The organism is Mesorhizobium sp. 01N446, assembly GCF_056399285.1.
In genome coordinates, this window is sequence record NZ_JBFTRA010000009.1 from 232,662 (window position 1) to 250,680 (window position 18,019).

An 18,019-nucleotide genomic window follows, 5' to 3' on the forward strand; every position below is an offset into this window, starting at 1 on the left:
TCATCGCGGCTCGCCGCTCAAGCCCGCACGGCAATGCCGAGGTAGCGCTGCAGGCGCTCAAGGAAAGCGAGTTCGGCCTTCATCGCGCCCCATGGCTCGATGGCGCCGGTAAGCCTCGGCGGCGGCAGGTCGCTGCGGACGAGGGGGATGCCTGTTCTGGAACCGTAAAGGGCGCGCGCCTCGGCCGTGCCCATGCGCTCATCCATCTCGGCGACCAGCCTGGCGTAAACCGGCGCGATCGGCGGCAGCCGCGCCGCCTTGAGGATCGGCGCATCGAGCGCCGCCTTGGACCGCCTGATTCCTTCGACCACGGCGCCACGGGCAAGTTCGGCCGGCACGCCTTGCTCGACCAGATACGCGGCGGTGCGAAGATCGAATTCGACGACGACGGGCCGGCCGATATCGCCCAGCAGATATTCGTGGCCGTCATGCAGCAGGAAGTAACCGGCAAGAACGGCATCGCCGTTCTCGCGAAACAGAGCGTCCGCGCCCATGACGCAATGCTGCGCGACCGACACGGCGGCGCCCTGGTGCCGGCCATTGAAGCGCGAGACCTTCGACAGGGTGCTGGCCAGATGGGCGAAGTCGATCTGCTCGGCGCGGATTTCGGCGAGGTCGGCGACCTTAGCGTCGAACATGACGATCGGCGCGTTTGCCGCTGTTTCCGACGATCGACGGGCGGCCTGCTGCACGGCCAGGCGCTCGTCCCTGGTCAGGTGCTTGGCGGGCGCGCTCATTGGCTCGCCTCCGGCAGGCTCGTCTCGACCTTGCGGAGCACGGTCTGACGAATGGCCGGGAAGATCGGCAGCCGGTCCAGATAGGAGGCAAGGACCGTGAGGCAGCGCTCCCGCTGGCCGGCCCAGGGATCGAGGACCAGGGCCGCGCGGGCCGTGCAATAGCGCCCCCAGTCAACGAGCAGGGCCTGCGTTTCCGACGTGTCGCGCGGTAGAGGCGGCCTGTTCGGCAAAGGCGTGCAGGCCTTGGCGATGAGGTCCGCCACCATGTCGGGGCGGCTGTGAATCTCGCGCACGGAGGCGGCGTTGGCGCGCTTTGCGGCGGCTTCCCTGAACTCCGCGATCTCTGCCCAGGTGAAACCGGCGCCGATCAGGTCGCGTGATCGCACGCCGCCGGTGGCGGCGAAAAGATCGCGCATGGTCTCGGCCATTTCGAGACAACGGGGATGGGAGTCCCCGGCTTCATCGGGCAGGGCGGACAAAGGTTCAGGCATGCGGATTTCAGCGTCAAACATAGGCGGTCTCCTGGTTGGGGATAGGCAGGGCGTCACGGCACAAGGCCAAGGACGATCGCCATGCAGAACACGATGGCTGCGAGCGCGGCGAGTGAAGGCAGTTCCCTGGCGGGTTTGGCGTGGTAAAGCTCGGTCTTCGGCGAGCGGGGGAGGCTTTGCGGATGAGGCGATGGCTGGTTGCGGCGCTGCTCGGCGCGATAGGGACAGGGCAGACGTTCGCCTATTCCGACGAACAGATGAACGTCATGTCCGACATCGGCCAGGCCATCGCGGCAACCAGGATCTGCTCCAGGGTCAAGGTCAGCGACAGCGCGGCCGCAATCATGCTGGCGGCCTATGAGGTCAAGCTCGACGATCCCGTCGTCGCCGGCGTCGTGAAGAGCAAGATCGAGGAGACGGTCTCGGCTTGGGCGGGCAAAAGCGAGGATATGGCCTGTGCGGCCGTGCTCATGCTCTACGGCCCCGCCGGCTCCAATGTCCCCTATTTGCTTCTTCCCAAGGATTAGGTCCACCACACGCTCCAACCGTTCAACGATGTGAGACGTAAGTGTTGCCTACCTATATCGTCAAGATGACAGGAGGTAAGTTGTTCTTACATAGCGCGCGTGGAACGGCCGCCCAATGCGTCAATCGTACTTGTTTTGTTCTCATCGGTGAGTCATGGTGACGCAGCCGTGAGTGGAGCGCTTGATGCTGACATACTTCGTTGTTCAGGGTTATGAGAAGACAGCCAAAGGCGCGCTGGCAGCCGCCACCCCGATTCAGGTCCAGGACGAGCAGCATGCGATGCGGCTGGCTGAAAAACTGTCTAAGACCAACGCCGGGGTGATCGCCTTCAGCCGCAGCGGCGATCCGGCCAGCGGCGAATATGAAGACGCCACGATCCTGTTTTCGTGCGGGATGTTGCCTGCGCTGGAACACGAGATTGCTATTGCGAGCTAAACAGAGCCAGTCGATGGCAACGACTAATCTTGGCAAGTTGACTAGCGTTCCATTTCGGCCGTCTTTCGGCCGCAAAGTCGAAGTCTGAAAAAGCCACGATATTTCTCCTTCGGCCAAACTAGGCGAGTGAAGAAGCGATTTGGGCCTCTCGGCCCGCCTCGCGAATCGCCATCCAAATTGACTAAGCAGAACTTGGGTGACGCCTCACAATCAAGGCGCCAGCGCCTCGGTTGAACAAGGCAGTTAACAGTTATCTTGCCGCATGGTAGTAGTCAGAGCATGTCCTGCTTTTGAGGCACTACTTTTATATTGCGGGAGTCGCCGTTGCCGAAAGACGATATGCCCGACGTCATCGCGCTTCTGCCGGGGATAAGCGGCAGCCGACTGACAAAGGACGGACGGGTCGTGTGGGGCTTCGCCCCATCCGCTTTGGCCAGCATATTTCTGTCTGGCGGCGACAGCCTCGAACGCGCGTTGCTGCTCAGGGAAGACCCGGTTGAGGAAGACGATCTTGGCGACGGGGTTGTAGCGGATGAACTAATCCAGGACCTCCACTTGATCCCAGGGTTCTGGAAGATTGACGGCTATACCAAAGTCCTCGAGACCATCAAGGCAAATTTCAAGGTCACTCCGGGGGAGAATCTGTTTCCGTTTCCATATGATTGGCGTCGGGATAACCGCGTAGCGGCGCGTAAGCTGGAGCAATCCTGCAACCAATGGCTAAAAACTTGGAGAGCCAAGTCCGGAAACAACAATGCCAAGCTGATATTGATCGCCCATTCGATGGGAGGGCTGGTGGCAAGGTATTTCCTTGAATGCCTTCAAGGTTGGAAGGACACCCGAGCCCTAATCACATTTGGCACTCCCTATCGCGGCTCGCTCAACGCTGTCGACACACTGGCCAATGGTTTGCGGATGGGTCCCTTTGGAACGTTCGATTTCAGCAAGACCGCAAGGAGCTTCACGTCGATCTATCAACTTCTGCCAATCTACCCCTGTTATGACGATGGAGGTGGAAAGTTACTGCGCGTCGGCGACATAGAGGGAATCCCCAATGTCGACGCGGGCCGCGCCGGCGCCGCGCTGAGGTTCCATCGCGAGATCGAGGAAGCGGTCACGCGCAACCGAAACCTCGGAGACTTCGAACATGAAGGCTACAAGGTCTATCCTGTTGCGGGTATAGAGCAGTCGACCAGCCAATCCGCCGTCCTTGATGGCGTTGGAGTCGAGCTCCTTCAGAGTCACGATGGCAAGAACTATGGTGGCGACGGGACTGTGGCGAGCGTATCCGCCCAACCTATCGAGCACACATTGGGTGAGTCTTCCGTTTTCGTGGCGACGCGGCACGGATCGATCCAGAACGCCGATGCCGTGCTCGTTCACATTCGGGGGCTGATAAAAAGCTTCTATTTCGACCTTGGTTCGTTTCGGGGGGCTGCCGGAGCCCTTTTGCCCGATCTAGCGCGTGTGGATTTAAGAGTTCCAGATTTGTTGACCACTGCCGAGCCAGTGATGGTCCAAGCGCGTTCGTCGAGAGAAGATATCAAACTTGAGGTGAAGCTCTCAGAAGGGGATGGGCGCCACATCGCAACCAGGACGATGACGAGATCGACGCACGGTCTCTTCAGAGCGGAGTTTCCTCGGCAACCGGCCAATACATATAGGGTGCGCGTCTCGTCGCCGACGGGCGGAGTGGAACCGGCCGAGGATTCATTCGCGGTCGGCAACCTGGCGGCAGCGCCGGCCTGGCGGCATTTTGCAAGGGAGTTCTGACGGTATGCCTTCGATCTGGGAATACCCTACGATCACTTGGCTTGGCGACAGGGGATTTTTTGTTGAGGCAAGCTCGCCTGCGGCCACGGTGCGTGAGCAACTGCAGGAATATCCTAGGGATTGGCTGGTCTTAATCGACCCAATGTCACCTGGAAATTTCTACGGTTTTAGAGCCGCAGCGGTGAAACGGGCTCTGCGCGGCATGCAGAACAGCGCCGTCCGCAGACCAATAAGCGATTTTGTTGGAAGCGTGACGCGGCATCAAATCGAAACGATCTACTACGAACCACTGGGTCCACAGCAACAGCAACAGCAACAGCACAAACAGCAGCGACAGGTGGCTAGCCGATTAGTCGTCCTCCTCGACCGTTCCGGCAAACCTGTCAGGCTTGGCAGCTACGTCGGACAACAGCAGAAACAACAACAACAGCAACAACAGCAGCAGCAGCAGGAACAGCAGGAACAGCAGCACCCAATGGAGGCGGCTCCCCCTGTCAGCGGAAGCGGCGAGTTCGTCTTCGGTCGATTTAACCGTCTCGGTCTCGGTCTCGGTCTCAGTCTCGATGGTGGGCTTTTTGCTCAACGGCCGTCGCCGGCGGCGGCTACTATGGTGGGGCCGACAAAGGCAAAGCCTGACGCTGCGTCCGCAAAAGCGGCGCGGGCTGCCAAGGCTGCGTCGCCAAAGGCTGGCGCAGCGCCCGCTAAACTGGCGCGGACTGCCAAGGCCATGTCGCCAAAGGCCAGCGCCGCGTCCGCAAAAGCGGCGCGGGCTGCCAAGGCTGCGTCGCCAAAGGCTGGCGCAGCGCCCGCTAAACTGGCGCGGGCTGCCAAGGCTGCGTCGCCAAAGGCTGGCGCAGCGCCCGCTAAACCGGCGCGGACTGCCAAAGCCACGTCGCCAAAGGCCAGCGCCGCGTCCGCAAAACCGGCGCGGGCTGCCAAGGCTGCATCGCCGGTCACCAGATCCGCCAACTCGGCGGGGGCGGAGAAGGCAGCTTCACTTCAGACTGCGCCCCTGGCAAGAAACAAGCTGGAGCAATCCGAACGCCAGCCGGTGCCTCTCACTGTTTCGGGCAATGCGCCGCAAGAGCTTCAGATCCGCGACACAGGACGGCTCAAGTTCCGCATCGAGCACGCAGCCGAGGCGACTCCCCTGTCTGGCGCGCATGCCGATGCTCTCGTCGAACCGGACGAACCGATCCGCGTGTCGCTAGCGGCGAACGGCGTCAGGATCGAACTGGTCGGAGCCGATTTTCGAGAGTTGACTCCGCCGCAGCCTGGGGACGCAGCCGAGTCGACTTTTGCAATCAAGCCAATGGAGACGGGTGATCTGGATCTCGCCCTGTTGTTCCGGCAAGGCGGCAGCGAGCTTGCACGCTTGATCTTCAAGGTGAAGGTGATTGAGGGAGTGGCATCGAAGGCGGCAATTGGCGCGCGCAAGGCAGCAGCCCCCCGCGAACTTGCTGCAGATGACCTAGTGGACCTCTATATCGAGGAGCGCCAGGAGTTGAACGGCGTTCGCTACCGCTACCTGCTGACGGCGACCAGTCACGACATCCGGTATCGGGAGTTCTCGACGCCAAATGTCCTGAAAGATCGTGGCGGTGGCATATTCGCCAGCACGATAGCCTATGTCGACTGGATCTACAAACAGGTGGGCAAGGAGTTGGAGGGTCGCGCGGATGCAGCCGATCTGCAGCGGTCGGTTCGTGCAATCGGCGTGGATCTGTGCAAGCAACTTTTCGACGCGGATTTCATACGGACTCTGTGGCCGCTGCGGGATCGTATTCGAATGATCCGCATCGTATCCTGGGAGCCATTTATCCCATGGGAACTCCTCCGGTTACGGAATCCCGATACTGGTGAGGACGACGAGAAGTATCTCGCCGAGTATGGCTTGGTTAGGGAATTGATCACACAGGACGTGGTGAGGCGCTTATCGCTAGACCGCTGGAAATACCTGAAAGGCGAATATCTAAGCCCCGAGGTGAAAAAGATCGGCGCAGAGATCGACTACTTCACACGCATTCTTCCCGGGCGTGGCGTCCATCCAACTGCCATTGAGCCGGATGACGACGCGTTTTATGAATGCGTGAAGAAGGGCGATTTCGACGTGCTTCACATCGCTTGCCATGGAAACGCCGAGCACACACAGATCGAAAGCTCCGAGCTTCTTATCGGCGAGGCGGATCGCGGGCCGGGGCAGCCGCCAAAGCCGATCGTCATCGACCCTGTGACATTGCGCTCCGAAGGGAACATGAGAAAGAGCAAGCCGATTGTATTCTTGAATGCTTGTGAAAGTGGGCGACTTGGACCCAGCCTGACCAGCTGGAGCGGCTGGCCGGAGGCCTTCCTGAGCGCCGGCGCCGGCGTTTTCGTTGGGACGTCCTGGCCCATCCGGGACCAGCCATCGCGTGTGTTCGCCGAAACGTTTTACGACGCGCTACTCGCAGGCAACATACTTGCGGAGGCAACCACCATGGCGCGCGCCAAGGCAAAAGAACTTGGAGACGCGTCTTGGCTAGCCTACAAAGTGTTCGGATATCCGCTTGCGCGCCACGTATCTGGGCTACCGATTTGATGGAGGTTTTGAGGTACGAGTGATTCGCTTGAGTTTTCTGGATTGGTGGTGGGGCCATCCCGGGAAGCCCCGTAGTACGGGGGAGATAGCCCGTCGGCTTCGGCCGGCGGGTTTTTCTCCGTCAATCAATAGGCTCAAATGGGCCGTGGTGGCGTTGCGGTTTATCGCTTCGATCTTCGCCAGCCGGCCGCAACGGCTTCCGCTTCCGAGCAGAACCACCTTTCGCCTTTGTTTTGGCTAATGACCGTCACCGAGTAATATTTCTGTCCTGGCACATGGTAGATGCGTTCACCGCTCGCCGAAATGTTGCCTTTGATCTTGCAACTGGCGTTGCCGTTGCCGGTCGCAAAAAGCGGTGCAGATGGCGTCTGAACGTCGTCACTGTGCTGCGCTCGCCAATCCCATGGGGCCTGAAACGACCCCACCCACAAACCGAGCTTTGTCGCCTTGGCCTTTGCCTGTTGTGTAGCGTATGCGCCGTTGCTGTATTTGGGCCAATCAAGTGCTTGGCCATGCTCGACCATCCAGCTTGCAGCGCTGGCGCCGTCAGCTCGCGTGCAGTCGCCAACGAAGCGCCCGTAGCGGTCCCACGTGATGAATGCGCACTGGACGGGCGTGGAGGCAGCCAGGAAGCCATCCAACGCTTCAGCGGAACGTCGGCCGCACGGATATTCGAAACCCTTTGCATCATCGCAATATTGGCTGCTTTCCGGCGCGTCGATCCCGTTAAAGCGCACCCGCTGCCCGTGCACCTCGATCGTGTCGCCATCAATGACAGAAGCTACGCCAGCGATCACCATCGGCTTCGGCTTGATCAGGTTTTGCAGATTGATTTCCGGCAACGATCCGCTGTGGTGCATGGCGAATTGCGTTGCCAAGGCCGCCGCCGCGGCGACCGTCACCAGCACGAGGCGAAGAGGCACGCTTGCCCATCGTCTGGCGCGGGTGCGCTTCGCCCCAGTGCGCCGCCGCCACTGGTCAGAGTTGTTGTCGTAACGGGATCTATCCAATTCCGCGCCCAAACTCGATTTTGCTATTGCTCGTCGCTGAAAAACACCTTTCGCGTGGTTGGGTCTTCTGCGACGACACAATTCAAGCCGTCATCAAAATCGGCCAGGCCAGCGGCCATATCCGGGCCGTTCATCAAGCATCTCTTATAGAGAGCTTCAAATGAGGATTGGTCGGGGAGCACCGCCATGCCCTGGATAAGCCGCGCAATGGCAATCGACTGCTTCCCACGACATTGCTTGTATTCTTCACTGTCCGTGTTTTGGTGCCTGTGCAAACAAAGCTTATCGGCCATTGCGAACAACTGCTGCATTGAATTGCCTTCGGCCGTAGCGGTACCATTCATTATGGTGCCAATCACGCTAGCCAAAGCCGCTGCGATAAAATGCAAACGCAAATGCATGCAGCTACCCCAAAACCCCGAGCACGATAATGAGCGCTCTGCATGTTATTGTCGAATCCGCTATTTGAAGGATTGGGAGAGGGGTAAACAACATGGTTTCGTTTCCATTCGAAAGATCGGGAGAATGGCATTTTTTTACGGAATTCGATGAACAGCGGCGGGTCGCCCTCGAAGCCTCGCCAGGATTCCCCGATATAGCCGACGCAATTTGTCGTAGTATTCTGCCTATCCCCAAACTAAGCAAAGAGCCTGCAAACGATGAGCGGCTAAGAGATTGCTGGCGTATCAAGTTTGTGTTCTCGGTGCCTCCTGTTGCTTTTGACAGGTTCTTCAATGGTCCTTGCGGCATTCGAGCTCAATTTCTCAATGATGCCGAGTTAGGTCGACGCGCGAATTCACATATGGTGATGATGCTTCGTCCAAAGGTGCTCCATGCTTTGGAAAGTGAGGATACGCTGCGAACGGATGGCCCGGGGCAATGGTCGGCGTCCGGCTCAATTGATGGTCTGTCGTCCAAGGTGTGGATCAATGAATTGTCGGTGCATTGCAATAGTCGAGACTTGGCGATAGCCCAATGGGAAGCTGCAGCAGGCCAAAACGGTACAGACGGTAGGGGGCTTTGCGCGCCTATCGGAACGGAGTTGGTGTTGTTCGGCGCGTGGATAAATCCTGACGGCGTTGAGATGGTGTTGCCGGAGAAGATAAAACGCCACGATGAGATTCATCGTCGCGGTTATTCCTAACTCGTTACCTTCTAGGACATCCTCACCCGCACTCACGCTGGCTACCGGCGAAGAAGGAAGGCCCGCTCAACGATAAGCAGCAAACATTCAAACAGGCGCTGGCTCTGTCGACGGAAGGATAATTGTCAACAGTTTCAAGGCTAGGCCCGTGCACAGCGAACTTTTCAATTCAAGGGGAATCACTCGGGAAAAAACGAGCTGAAATTTTTTGCCTGGGTACCCTTGAATGTGCTCGAAACCGGTATCAATTACGCATGGTATTCCTCGAACGTATGGAGGTCTATTTTGGGCCACATTTTGACTGAGGGGATTCGCCTATTGGCTAAGGTTCGCCGTTTAATGCGGCGCTAAGGTGGTTCGATTCCACCCCCCTCTTCGAGAGGAATACAAAAAGGCCACGCAAATCAAGCGTGGCCTTTTTGATGTTATAATTATGAGACCGCTGGACGCTGCCATTTTGTACATGCGGCAAAAGCCAAATGGATTTTGTTTCGGATCTCTTCGAAAAGCTCGCTCTCCTTAGAGAGATTCTGCGGATTCAACTTTTCGCAAATGGCAATTACGGCATGTGCTGGATTCTTACCGCCAATCAAATCTATCGAGCAATCGTCAATGATGCTCACAACCCTGCCAGGCCTAGTTACAATCGACAGGTCTCGCAATATCTCTGCAGTGCATGATTTGACTTGGTGCAGCTGGTTGTTGGCTGGAGCAAAGCCTTTTAGATTCTCCACGATTTCGTCAAGGCTAGCACCCGCCCGAGGTGGGTTTGCAAGACGCCAAACAGACAGCTCACCCGCCAGAAGGTCGTTGGACCGGATGAAGCTTTTTAGCAGCCTGTCCTTTTTGAGGTGCATAGGATCATAAGCAGCTCGGCAAATATCTTCGTCCCCTGAGATGGGGCCGGGTGATACCTGTGGGTCTGCGGAGACCTGCTCTCGTGGGCAGATTTCAGGGCAAAGCATTCGAGGTCAGCAGACTTTCGAAGGCCGTATCGCTCAAAAAAGATGTGACCTCTCCAACATCTCGAATGTTGAGTTGTCGAGCCGCGCGATCGTTACCTTCAAGCGAACTGAGGGTCACTATGATCTTATGCCCTCCGAAAAACGTTATCGTCAGGCTGTTGACCGCACCCGCGTCAAACCAGCGGAGCGATACAAAACCATCGTCTTGATCAACGTCTATTTCCGGAGCCGTTACGGATGGTGGAAGCAGAGAGTTCAACGACTGAATATCCAGCAAAATCGAGGTGCTAGGTGCCTTGCTACCTTCGCCAGCCCAACCATCTGGTAGACGGCCCAGTTCATGAATTGCGACCTCAAGCGGACCTCCCCAAACCCCATATGTAAGGCCGAAAAGAAGATCGCCCGACGCTCTCTTCCTGTCCAAGACCAACCGGTTGGCAATCACAACCGAGGCAAAAGCGAAAGACTTGCCGGCATCCTTAGGGAGTAGGTGTTGGCGCATTGCTAGCCGAGCCGGCACCGGCTCCGAATAGAAACTTGCAAAGCTAGTAGCCAGGTCGGTGTGGAAAACGTCCTGTCTATGGCCTAACGCGAGAGGCGCGGCTTGGTGCCGCCTAAAAATATTTGATACCTCTCGCCCAGTTACCAGATCATTTGGGGCCTGTACAAATTCGCAAGGGTCAGGCTGATCGTAAAAATCGGCCAGATTATCCAGATTATCTAGCACTGCGTCGGCTATCGTCGATTGCCTAGCCAGATTGTCCATTACGCCCCCCGAATAAGCCAATCTTACTTGTAATTTCTGATCTCAGCAATCGACTAAGGAGTCTCTTATTGCTGTCATGCATCCGTGTCATTGATGCATCTAAAATTGAAGGAATTGTATGCACCACTCTCTCAACTGATATTGCAGACGCAGTTCTTTCCTGTTGGAAATGCGTAATTCCAATCGCCCAACCCTGCTCGCCACTCGGCGTTGCGTCAGTATTCAGGTGATTAAGAGTCACGGTAGAATCGTTAACAGGCTCAAACCATCCAAGGTTACAGTGCCAAGCAGTCTTAATATCGAATATTGATGGGCTGATATACCCGGACGCTTTATTAAATAGATCAGAAAGTGTATAATCTCTCTCTGCAGACAAAAAGACGTCACGTACTGTAAGATCAATTGAGGCCAGCTGAAGCGATGTCTGACTAGCATTCAGCAATTCTGCAACCTGATTTATATAATTTGCGGCGGCATCCCAAACGCGATTCCATCTAGTATAGAGGAAGCATTCAACACCTATTTGATTGCCGCCTACCGCCATGGACCAATTTGCAGCACCGTTGGGTAACAGAAACGCGAACGTCGCAACAGGGACCTGAATCGTTCTCGACCCTGCCTCGATGCTGGCCTCATTCAAGGTGAAAGCGGGGAGCGACTCCGACCAATTCGAATGCCCGTCTGCCACGCGTTGGACTGATTCCGGCGTGATCAAATTCTTAAATGCCACAACGAACTTTACGCTTTGAATCGCGTGATCATCGTTGATTGGTCGGAATGCGCTTTTGTCGATCAAGGCGAAATCCGTATTTCAATCATCGAATCGATTCCTACCCAGATAGTGCTTTTCGCACACCTCACAACACCGTCAAATGCGATTTTACCGCAAGGTCATCTCGTTTTCGCACGTGCAGCGGCGTTTCGCTGTGTTTGTATTACACATTTCGTTAACGTACCACCCACAGGGGGGCGCCGTGAGCAGCGCTTATAGTCACATCAATGCCAGACCCCAGTTTACCCCATCGTATACCCCGAACTAACGCTTGGAGAGTCAATGCAGCGCGTTTTCCTATTAAGTTATTGATTTTGCTGGTGCCCCCGGACGGAATCAAACCGCCGACCTTCGGTTTACAAAGCGGGTGCGCCGTCGGTGTTTGGCAGTGGACCCAGAGGTTCGAAGCACATTAAGATGCGCATAAGAGGCGCTCGCATTCGTGATTTAGGACCTGTTTCAAGCGCTACCGCGCGTTATATTTCCCCACCACCCGATGGCACACCGGCCAATCAATCCGGCTTTCGCTGAACGTGCGGGCAGGGCGGTATTGCTCGAGCGTCCAGTCACGGTCGTTGATGCCGACCAGGCGCTTGATGATGGCTTCCTCGTCGCCTTGTTCTTTCGGCGGCGTGTGGAAGAACACGGCGTCGGTGTCGCGCGCCGGCTGTAGATGCGGGTTCACCAGCGCGGTGTCGCCCGGCCAATAGGCGGGGATCATCGATTCGCCGCGCACCAGTATGCCGTAGCCGCCCCTGACATTCTGCAGCACAGCCGGCCGCTTGACCCAGTCGATGGCCTCGAAGGTGACGATCATATGGCCTTCGCCGCCCATGGCGGCGGCGTAGATCGGCAGGTCGCGATTGCCGACGAGGTCCTTGCCGGGGATGATCGGCGTCCTCGGCTGGCGCTGCTTTTCGACCTTGGGCGCCGGCGCCGGCGGTGCGCCCTGGCTGTTGAGCAGCCATTCCATGTCGGTGTTGAGCAGCGCCGCCAGCTCGGGCAGGCGGGTCAGCGCCGGCCGCGTCGTGTCCGATTCCCATTGCGTGACCGAGACCCGCTTGATGCCGAAGCGGGCGGCGACATCGTCCTGCGTCAGGCCCGCCGCCTCGCGCGCGCTGCGCAGCCTTTGGCCAAGTGTCGCGGTGTCCGGCGTCATTTTTGTCATGCTCGGGTTGTAACCATTACTTACATAATTGCACCTACGTAGGTGATTGACAAGTAGGTAGGCAACACCTACCGTCAGGCCATGATTCAGATTGTTGAACGCGGCGCCGCCCAAGCGGGCGGACTGGCGAAGCTCGCCTTCGCCTTGGGCATCCGGCACCAGGCCTTCTATTCGTGGAAGCGGGTGCCGGCCGAGCGGGTGCTGGCCTTCGAAAGGCTGACCGGCATCTCCCGGCATGAGCAGCGCCCCGATCTCTTCGGCCCACCTCCCGATGTTGCCGCAGCCGACATCGGCGCCGGCCCCGCTGCCTCCCAAGCCGGGGCCGGCCATCCTTCAAACGGAGCACGGAAATGAGTTTTATCTCGCCGGCATTCGACCCCGGCCATGTCGACTTCGAGGTGTTCGCCCTGTTCCTCGAGGCGCGCCGCGTCCATCGCGGCAAGACCCCGCGGCGTGTCGCCAGGGAGGCGGAGGTGGCGCTCGAGGCCGTGTTCCGCGCGGCGCGTGGACGCAACCCGGGCGCCTTCGAGTTCTTCGCCCTGTGCGACTGGATCGGCGAGGAGCCGGCGCTCTTCCTCAAGAAGGAGATCCGACATGGCTAGTTCATGCGCGCCGGTTCGCTTGGCGTCCTACGACTATCGCGAGCTGGGCAAGCTGCTGCGCGCCAGGCTGGAGAAGGACGGGCGCGGCTGGCGCGTCTGCGCCGCCGAAATCGGCGTCAGCGCCTCCGACCTGTCGCGCATCTGCAATGGCCAGAGCGTCTCGGCACCAAAGGTGATCGCGGTCTGCGACTGGCTGAGCCTGTCGTTTCGCGCCCTCTACGACCCACCGCCGCAATCGGTGACGGCGCGCGGGTTGGCGAGACTGTTTCACGGGGAGAGCACTGAAACAGGATCCGCTGGCCATGTCGAATGACCGTCGAATCTCATCCATGACGGGAGCCCAAGCAATGACACGCGATTCAAGGACCTGCTTCGGCGCGCCGGGCAGCATCGAAGCCGCCAGGCTGTTCAAGCTGCCCCTGCCGATGCAGGCGGAGGGCGTCCGGCTGCTGTTCGAGATGGGCCAGACGATGGAGCAGGTTACGGGCCGGCTGGGGCTTTCAACTCGGCAAATTCGTACCATGCTAGCGCTCGAGGCCCGATTTGCGCGGATGGGCGAGCACCTTCCGTCCATCGAGGGCAAATGAGTGTGGCTATATCTCCCTCGCTCAACCTTATCTCCCTCTGCACAGGAGGCGGCGGGCTCGATCTCGGTTTCGAGTTGGCAGTTCCGCGTGCTCGAACAATCTGCATGGTGGAGAGGGAAGCCTTCGCGGTCGCGCATTTGGTGGCAGCGATGGAAAAGGGTCTCCTACATCCGGCAGCTGTGTGGAGCGATGCCAGAACCTTCAATGGCCGCGCATGGCGTTGTGTGGTTGATGGCGTCATTGGCGGCATTCCGTGCCAGCCGCATAGTCTCGCCGGACGCAAGCAAGGGAGTTTCGATGCGCGAGATCTCTGGAGCGATGCCCGACGCATCGTTGTCCAAGCACGGCCGTGGCTCGTCCTTATCGAGAACGTTGCCGGGATGCTCGCGGCGGGGGCTGACGAAATCGCTGGAGCCGAGAGGGTTTGGCGAGACCTTCGCAAGCTTGGTTTTTCGGTTGAGATTGGACTGTTCACTGCGGCGGAAGTTGGCGCGAGCCACGAGCGCGAGCGGGTCTTCATCCTCGGCATGGCCGACCATGAGAGCAAGTGCGGCCTCGATGCTGAGAGACCATGTGGACGATCCAAACGGTCGGCTGGAGGACGTGGTGGCCAACTGGCCGACGCCTGCAGCGCGGGACTACAAGGGTGCCAATGGATCGGACCATGTGACGAAAGGGGCGGGCCATCTGCACCAGCTGCCGAATTTCGTGGAGCATCTCTGGTATACGCCCAACCTGCCGAATGGGGGTCGAACGCTTCGGGCGGGCGTTTCTCCCACAGGCATGGCACCGGACGGAACGAAGCGCCAGGTAGGTCTGGAGACCCAGGCACGCTCGTGGCCGACACCGACTTCGCTGAGCTTCGGCGAGAGCCATCAACCCGGCAATTCGAAATCGATGAACGAGACCCTGCGATTGGCCTCTTCCCTCCCGGCCCCGCTGACGTCGAGACCTGGCAGGACATTATTGGAGGGGCGCCGCATCTTGAACCCGCTGTTTGTCGAATGGCTGATGGGTTGGCCGGCAAACTGGACACTGGTCGCGTGGATCGACTTCGCATGCTCGGCAACGGAGTTGTGCCTCTGGCGGCAGCGCATGCGATCCGCACTCTTAGCCATCGGCTTGCCCAGAGAGGCTCCGCCGGCGCAGCTCGCCTTGTTCGAATGATGAGCGTAGCGGACTGAGAAGATGGACTTGGCTCTCGATCAATTCGTCGACGACGCAAGGTCAGTGTCGATATCTGCAGCCGCAATGCAGCTCGGTCTCAGATTCACGAGCCACCACTACGAGCACCCGCAACCTTGCCCCAGCTGCGGGGGCACCGACACCTTCGCTTTCAACACGCGCAAGCAGAAATGGAACTGCCGCACCGGTGGTGCCGGCGGCAATGATGCCATCGGCATGGCGGCGCATTGCTTCGGGCTCGACATTCACCGGCGGGAGGGATTCCTCGAGGCCTGCTCGATCGTGCTCGCCCGGCCTGTTCCGGGCTACGGCGGTGGCAGTGCGGTTTGCACCGCGCTTCTGGAGCGGATTGAGCAGCGCCGGCAGAACAATCAAGCGGAAGCCGGCGCCAAGGCGGAGAGGCAGGCAGGCTTCCGCGATCGGGAACGGGCGAAAGCGCTAGCCATCCTTGACGCGGCTGCCCCGGTTGGCCGTTATGGCCGACCAGTCGCCGACTATCTCGAGGCGCGGGGCTGCGGCCGCATCGGCGCGTCGCGCTGGCTGCGCCATGCATCCGCATTGCCTTACTGGCATGGCCAGGACGGTGACGGTCGGCCACGGGAAGTTCATCGCGGACCGGCCATGGTCGCGCCATTTATCGGGGCGGACCTGCTCGCCATTGGCTGCCACATTACCTGGCTCGACCAAAAGCGGCCGCCGAAATACCGGCCGCTTCTGGTCGACCCGCTCACCGGGGATGTGCTGCCGACCAAGAAGATGCGCGGCTCGAAGAAGGGCGGGTTGATCCCGCTGTTTGGTGAGCCTCGCGCTGCGCGCTGGGTCGGCGGCGAGGGCATCGAGAACGGCGCCGCGTTCGCGGCCTGGGAGGGCTGGCGCGGCGACACCTTCTATTTCGCCGCCGGCGATCTCGGCAATCTCGCCGGCCCGGCCGAGGTCTCGTCACGCTTCGCGCATCCGACGCTAAGCAAGCCCGACAGCAAGGGCATTGCCCGCCCGGTGATGGTGGCCGGGCCGTTGCCGAAGGCAGGCCGGGATCGCGACGACGGCATGTGGGTGGCCGACCATGTCAGCGAACTGGTGCTGTTGGCCGACGGCGATTCCGAACGCGTGATGACGGCCGCCGCCATGGCGCGCGCCCGCGCAAGGCACGCAAGGGCGGGGCGCCTCGTCCCGATCGTCTGGCCGCGCGCCGGCTACGACTTTGCCGGCATGGCTGCCGGGGCGAAGGCTTGAATGGCCAGGAAACAGACCGCCATGCCGCCCGAGGTCGCAGCACTCCTCGATGAAGCGACGCGCCAGGCGCAGGCGGCGGCCTTGCCCCGCACCCCGTCTGACGACGCCGTTGGCGAGCCGCAGGATGGCGAGCCGCGCCGTGGCGGCAAGGTCGATCTCGACATCGTCCGCGCATGTGCTGCGCTCGACCATTCCGACACCGACAATGCCGAACGCCTGCTGGCGCATTTCGGCGAGGATCTGCTGGTGCGGGCGCAATCGAAGGCGCGCAGGGCTGCTTTCGCGGTCTGGACCGGCACGCATTGGGACATCGAGACCGGAGAGACGCGCGCGCTGGCCATCGCCCAGAATGTCGGCGGGCGGATCGCGCTCGAGGTCGACTATATCGAGCCGACGCCTGCCGAAAGGCTGGCCATCGAACGCGGCACCGAGGCGCTGAAAGTGCCGGAAGAGGAGCGAACGCCGGCGCAGAGGAAGCTTGCCAAGGTCGCTGAGGCCTCGCACGCCAATGTCGCCAGGCGCGTCAGCCGCCGCATGACGCATGCGGTGTCCTCCAAGAACAAGGGGCGTCTGGAAGCGATGCTCGCCTGTGCCGCGCCGCATATCCAGCGCGGCCCTGACGAGTTCAACGCCGACCCGCTGAAGGTGGCGCTTGCTTCGCACACGCTGTGCTTTCGCCGCACGACAAGGCGGATCCGCAATCCCGCTTTCGACGATCCAGACGATTGCCGCGAGGACCTGCCCGAGTTCCTGCAGGTGGCGGACGCCGAACTCAAGATCGTCTACGGCCATCGCCGCCAGGACATGATCACGCAGCGTGTGCCCGTCGAGTATGACCCGACCGCGACATGTCCGAAATGGGACGAGTTCCTGCGCGACAAGCTGCCGATCGACGATGTCCGGCGCATGGTCCAGGTCGCCTCGGGGCTGGGCCTCGTCGGCATCACCGTGCAGAAGCTGTTTTTCCATTACGGCAAGGGGGCGAACGGCAAGTCGGTCTACATGGAGACGCTCTGCCGCCTGCTGGGCGAGGCGGCGGTGACGCTGCCATCGGAATCCTTCATCGGCGAGGGCAAGGCCGGCGGTGCCGCTAACCCCGACATGGCCAGGCTTTATGGCCGCCGTTTCCTGCGCGTCAAGGAACTGCCCGAGGGCGAGGATCTTCGCGAGAACCTGGTCAAGGATCTGACCGGCGGCGAGCATTTTACCGTGCGCGATCTGTTCGAGGGCTACTTCGATTTCAAGCCGGTGTTTACCGGTCACATGTCGGGCAACGGCTATCCGAAAATCACCGGCACCGACAACGGCATATGGCGCCGCATGGCCGTCATCCATTGGTCGAAGATCATCGCCGAGGCCGACCAGCGCGAGTTCGAGGCGGTGATCGCCGAGTTCGTGCCGGAATATCCGGGCATCCTCAACTGGCTGGTCGAGGGGGTGATGATCTTCCTGCGCGAAGGCCTGGTCATTCCCGATGCGGTGCGGCTGAAGACGCAGGAATACCGCGACGAGATGGACCGCACCTCGGCCTTCTGCGCGCGTTGCGTCGTCGGCGATCCCGCGGGCGAGCTGACCGCCAAGCAGTTCTACCAGGCCTATGTCGACTTCACCGTCGACGAAGGCGGCAAGCCGATTTCACTGACCGCCTTCGGGCTGATCATGAAGAAGAAATACGACCGGGTGGACGGGCGCATCGTCGTCTATCGCGGCCTGCGGCTGGTCGACGTGCCGGCGACGCGACAGACCCCGGACCTGGAAAGCCAGTTCCGATGAGCCCCGCAACCCCGCTTTGGGCGCTGGCTGGGCCGCTGACTGGCGCGACAGTCGCGACACTTGGCGACAGTCCGCGACAGTTTGGAAGGAGCGGATATGCAAATGAAATCAGATGCTTGCGGGAGTTTGCACCAGTTTTCGGACGGGTTGACGGGGACGACGGGGCAGGGGCCGGGGAAACATCTGGCATTCGCCCGACAAGAACTGTCGCAACTCCCGCGCCGTCCGGCCAACTCCCCGGAATCCCTTAACAAAGCTCACTTTCAGACTGT

At 59.9% G+C, this 18,019-nt stretch carries 19 protein-coding genes and 1 pseudogene; 13 read left to right on the plus strand and 7 right to left on the minus strand.

Annotation, left to right across the window (positions count from 1 at the left end):
• Positions 1-17: 17 nt before the first annotated feature.
• Entirely contained in the window at positions 18-737 is a 720-nt protein-coding gene (locus AC1DPX_RS28735) for a hypothetical protein (protein ID WP_477240874.1), read from the minus strand.
• Positions 734-1,249 (minus strand): hypothetical protein, encoded by a 516-nt coding sequence (locus AC1DPX_RS28740; protein ID WP_477240876.1) that lies wholly within the window; start codon positions 1,247-1,249, stop codon positions 734-736. The genes AC1DPX_RS28735 and AC1DPX_RS28740 overlap by 4 nt, the downstream gene beginning before the upstream one ends.
• Before the next feature lie 161 nt (positions 1,250-1,410).
• Here AC1DPX_RS28740 and AC1DPX_RS28745 point away from each other — a divergent pair, with 161 nt between their 5' ends.
• The 4 genes from AC1DPX_RS28745 (at position 1,411) to AC1DPX_RS28760 (ending at position 6,542) form a co-directional block, all read left to right on the plus strand.
• Positions 1,411-1,755, plus strand: coding sequence for a hypothetical protein (locus tag AC1DPX_RS28745; protein WP_477240878.1), 345 nt, complete (start codon positions 1,411-1,413; stop codon positions 1,753-1,755).
• Positions 1,756-1,939: 184 nt separating this feature from the next.
• Positions 1,940-2,191 carry a hypothetical protein gene (locus AC1DPX_RS28750; RefSeq protein WP_477240880.1) on the plus strand — a complete coding sequence of 84 codons (252 nt, stop codon included), beginning with the start codon at positions 1,940-1,942 and terminating at the stop codon, positions 2,189-2,191.
• A 324-nt stretch (positions 2,192-2,515) separates the two neighbouring features.
• On the plus strand, positions 2,516-3,964 hold the full coding sequence (locus AC1DPX_RS28755) for a lipase/acyltransferase domain-containing protein (protein ID WP_477240882.1): 1,449 nt from the start codon (positions 2,516-2,518) through the stop codon (positions 3,962-3,964).
• Positions 3,965-3,968: 4 nt separating this feature from the next.
• Positions 3,969-6,542: a CHAT domain-containing protein gene (locus tag AC1DPX_RS28760; RefSeq protein ID WP_477240884.1), complete on the plus strand. Its 2,574-nt coding sequence runs from the start codon at positions 3,969-3,971 to the stop codon at positions 6,540-6,542.
• Between the two features lie 161 nt (positions 6,543-6,703).
• Here the strand turns inward: AC1DPX_RS28760 and AC1DPX_RS28765 are convergent, their stop codons facing one another.
• Positions 6,704-7,465: a thermonuclease family protein gene (locus tag AC1DPX_RS28765; RefSeq protein ID WP_477240886.1), complete on the minus strand. Its 762-nt coding sequence runs from the start codon at positions 7,463-7,465 to the stop codon at positions 6,704-6,706.
• A gap of 110 nt (positions 7,466-7,575) precedes the next feature.
• Complete coding sequence (locus tag AC1DPX_RS28770; protein WP_477240888.1) at positions 7,576-7,953, minus strand: hypothetical protein; 378 nt, start codon at positions 7,951-7,953, stop codon at positions 7,576-7,578.
• A gap of 92 nt (positions 7,954-8,045) precedes the next feature.
• Here AC1DPX_RS28770 and AC1DPX_RS28775 point away from each other — a divergent pair, with 92 nt between their 5' ends.
• Entirely contained in the window at positions 8,046-8,696 is a 651-nt protein-coding gene (locus AC1DPX_RS28775) for a hypothetical protein (RefSeq protein WP_477240889.1), read from the plus strand.
• Positions 8,697-9,647: 951 nt separating this feature from the next.
• Here AC1DPX_RS28775 and AC1DPX_RS28780 read toward each other — a convergent pair.
• From AC1DPX_RS28780 to AC1DPX_RS28790, 3 genes are all read right to left on the minus strand, one after another.
• A complete protein-coding gene (locus AC1DPX_RS28780) occupies positions 9,648-10,427 on the minus strand; it encodes a hypothetical protein (protein WP_477240891.1) in 780 nt (259 codons plus the stop codon).
• On the minus strand, positions 10,411-11,223 hold the full coding sequence (locus AC1DPX_RS28785; RefSeq protein WP_477240893.1) for a TIGR04255 family protein: 813 nt from the start codon (positions 11,221-11,223) through the stop codon (positions 10,411-10,413). The genes AC1DPX_RS28780 and AC1DPX_RS28785 overlap by 17 nt, the downstream gene beginning before the upstream one ends.
• Before the next feature lie 442 nt (positions 11,224-11,665).
• Positions 11,666-12,358: an XRE family transcriptional regulator gene (locus AC1DPX_RS28790; RefSeq protein ID WP_477240895.1), complete on the minus strand. Its 693-nt coding sequence runs from the start codon at positions 12,356-12,358 to the stop codon at positions 11,666-11,668.
• A 90-nt stretch (positions 12,359-12,448) separates the two neighbouring features.
• On the opposite strand from AC1DPX_RS28790, the gene AC1DPX_RS28795 reads away from it, so the two are divergent.
• The 8 genes and pseudogenes from AC1DPX_RS28795 to AC1DPX_RS28830 all read left to right on the plus strand — a co-directional run bounded on the left by AC1DPX_RS28795 (position 12,449) and on the right by AC1DPX_RS28830 (position 17,747).
• Positions 12,449-12,721 carry a YdaS family helix-turn-helix protein gene (locus AC1DPX_RS28795; protein WP_477240897.1) on the plus strand — a complete coding sequence of 91 codons (273 nt, stop codon included), beginning with the start codon at positions 12,449-12,451 and terminating at the stop codon, positions 12,719-12,721.
• Positions 12,718-12,969, plus strand: a complete 252-nt coding sequence (locus AC1DPX_RS28800) for a hypothetical protein (RefSeq protein ID WP_477240899.1) — start codon at positions 12,718-12,720, stop codon at positions 12,967-12,969. Before AC1DPX_RS28795 ends, AC1DPX_RS28800 begins: the two co-directional genes overlap by 4 nt.
• Positions 12,962-13,282 (plus strand): hypothetical protein, encoded by a 321-nt coding sequence (locus AC1DPX_RS28805; RefSeq protein WP_477240901.1) that lies wholly within the window; start codon positions 12,962-12,964, stop codon positions 13,280-13,282. Before AC1DPX_RS28800 ends, AC1DPX_RS28805 begins: the two co-directional genes overlap by 8 nt.
• A 34-nt stretch (positions 13,283-13,316) precedes the next feature.
• Positions 13,317-13,556: a hypothetical protein gene (locus tag AC1DPX_RS28810; RefSeq protein ID WP_477240903.1), complete on the plus strand. Its 240-nt coding sequence runs from the start codon at positions 13,317-13,319 to the stop codon at positions 13,554-13,556.
• A pseudogene (locus AC1DPX_RS28815) lies at positions 13,553-14,035 on the plus strand (DNA cytosine methyltransferase); the annotation flags it as partial. The gene AC1DPX_RS28810 and the pseudogene AC1DPX_RS28815, both read left to right, overlap by 4 nt.
• 94 nt (positions 14,036-14,129) lie before the next feature.
• On the plus strand, positions 14,130-14,723 hold the full coding sequence (locus tag AC1DPX_RS28820; protein ID WP_477240979.1) for a hypothetical protein: 594 nt from the start codon (positions 14,130-14,132) through the stop codon (positions 14,721-14,723).
• Between the two features lie 27 nt (positions 14,724-14,750).
• Complete coding sequence (locus AC1DPX_RS28825) at positions 14,751-15,974, plus strand: DUF7146 domain-containing protein (RefSeq protein ID WP_477240905.1); 1,224 nt, start codon at positions 14,751-14,753, stop codon at positions 15,972-15,974.
• Positions 15,975-17,747: a DNA primase family protein gene (locus AC1DPX_RS28830; RefSeq protein WP_477240907.1), complete on the plus strand. Its 1,773-nt coding sequence runs from the start codon at positions 15,975-15,977 to the stop codon at positions 17,745-17,747.
• Positions 17,748-18,019: the final 272 nt, after the last annotated feature.

Bases quoted from the DNA above. Each gene is read 5' to 3' on its own strand.
- AC1DPX_RS28735 (WP_477240874.1), bottom strand. From the start codon at position 737: ATGAGCGCGCCCGCCAAGCACCTGACCAGGGACGAGCGCCTGGCCGTG.
- AC1DPX_RS28740 (WP_477240876.1), bottom strand. From the start codon at position 1,249: ATGTTTGACGCTGAAATCCGCATGCCTGAACCTTTGTCCGCCCTGCCC.
- AC1DPX_RS28745 (WP_477240878.1), top strand. From the start codon at position 1,411: ATGAGGCGATGGCTGGTTGCGGCGCTGCTCGGCGCGATAGGGACAGGG.
- AC1DPX_RS28750 (WP_477240880.1), top strand. From the start codon at position 1,940: ATGCTGACATACTTCGTTGTTCAGGGTTATGAGAAGACAGCCAAAGGC.
- AC1DPX_RS28760 (WP_477240884.1), top strand. From the start codon at position 3,969: ATGCCTTCGATCTGGGAATACCCTACGATCACTTGGCTTGGCGACAGG.
- AC1DPX_RS28770 (WP_477240888.1), bottom strand. From the start codon at position 7,953: ATGCATTTGCGTTTGCATTTTATCGCAGCGGCTTTGGCTAGCGTGATT.
- AC1DPX_RS28775 (WP_477240889.1), top strand. From the start codon at position 8,046: ATGGTTTCGTTTCCATTCGAAAGATCGGGAGAATGGCATTTTTTTACG.
- AC1DPX_RS28780 (WP_477240891.1), bottom strand. From the start codon at position 10,427: ATGGACAATCTGGCTAGGCAATCGACGATAGCCGACGCAGTGCTAGAT.
- AC1DPX_RS28790 (WP_477240895.1), bottom strand. From the start codon at position 12,358: ATGACGCCGGACACCGCGACACTTGGCCAAAGGCTGCGCAGCGCGCGC.
- AC1DPX_RS28795 (WP_477240897.1), top strand. From the start codon at position 12,449: ATGATTCAGATTGTTGAACGCGGCGCCGCCCAAGCGGGCGGACTGGCG.
- AC1DPX_RS28800 (WP_477240899.1), top strand. From the start codon at position 12,718: ATGAGTTTTATCTCGCCGGCATTCGACCCCGGCCATGTCGACTTCGAG.
- AC1DPX_RS28805 (WP_477240901.1), top strand. From the start codon at position 12,962: ATGGCTAGTTCATGCGCGCCGGTTCGCTTGGCGTCCTACGACTATCGC.
- AC1DPX_RS28810 (WP_477240903.1), top strand. From the start codon at position 13,317: ATGACACGCGATTCAAGGACCTGCTTCGGCGCGCCGGGCAGCATCGAA.
- AC1DPX_RS28830 (WP_477240907.1), top strand. From the start codon at position 15,975: ATGGCCAGGAAACAGACCGCCATGCCGCCCGAGGTCGCAGCACTCCTC.